Genomic DNA, 904 nt, shown 5'->3' with positions numbered 1-904 from the left:
CTAACGGCTCGATGCTTAGCATTGAGCCGTTTTCTTTTATTTGTCGTCTGTAACCTAAGGGTGTTCTAATGTTTTGGGTAAATGGAGTTCCACAAACACAGGTTTCATTAGGTGATCGCTCTTTTCAATATGGAGACGGTTGCTTTACTACTATCCAGACTAAAAACGGCGAGCTAGAGTATTGGCAAGCGCATGTTGAACGTTTGGAAGCATGTCTCAAAACACTTCATATTCCTTTACCTGACTGGAGTATAGTTTCCGAGTGGGCTCACTTGGCTACCCTGAAAGATGAACACGCTGGAATCAAAATTCACATTAGCCGCGGAATCGGTGGAAGAGGGTATGGCACTAAGGGCATTGAGTGCCCAATGGTGACCATCTCGAACTTTGCATTTCCTGTCCATTATGTCGACTGGCAACAAAATGGGGTGAATCTGGGGGTATGCGAAACCCGTCTCGGAATTCAGCCTTTGCTCGCAGGGCATAAACACAACAATCGCTTAGAACAAGTGCTTGCGAAAGCTGAAATTGAGCACTCTAACTTTGCCGATGCAGTGACGTTAAATGTGCAAAATCATGTCATTGAAACTACAATGGCAAACCTTTTTTGGGTTAAAGATAACAAGGTTTATACGCCTAGCTTAAATTTGTCTGGCGTCGCAGGCGTGATGCGTCGCAAGGTGCTTGAATTTTTTGAGGCCAATAATACCGAAGTTGAAGTAGGGGACTTTTCTCTGATGGAACTGCTTTCTGCGGATGAAGTATGGATGTGCAACTCACTACTAGGTGTTGCACCTGTCACGAGCATTACAGCCGCCAATAACCACAAAACTGTCTTTCCGATAGGAAAACTGACTCAACGACTGCAAGGGAATTTAAATACGTGATTAAAAAACTGTTGGCT

General features: G+C 44.1%; 1 protein-coding gene. It reads left to right on the top strand.

The window, feature by feature from the left end; all coding sequences use genetic code 11:
- The first annotated feature begins 68 nt into the window (after positions 1-68).
- The gene (gene pabC / locus R8N49_RS25725) at positions 69-887 is read left to right on the top strand and encodes an aminodeoxychorismate lyase (protein ID WP_021484890.1); all 819 of its coding nucleotides are present in this window, start codon (positions 69-71) and stop codon (positions 885-887) included.
- Positions 888-904: the final 17 nt, after the last annotated feature.

This window comes from Vibrio sp. 1978 (assembly GCF_033344345.1).
The sequence above is the reverse complement of the archived record's forward strand: the minus strand, read 5'-3'. Positions and strand labels throughout refer to the sequence as shown.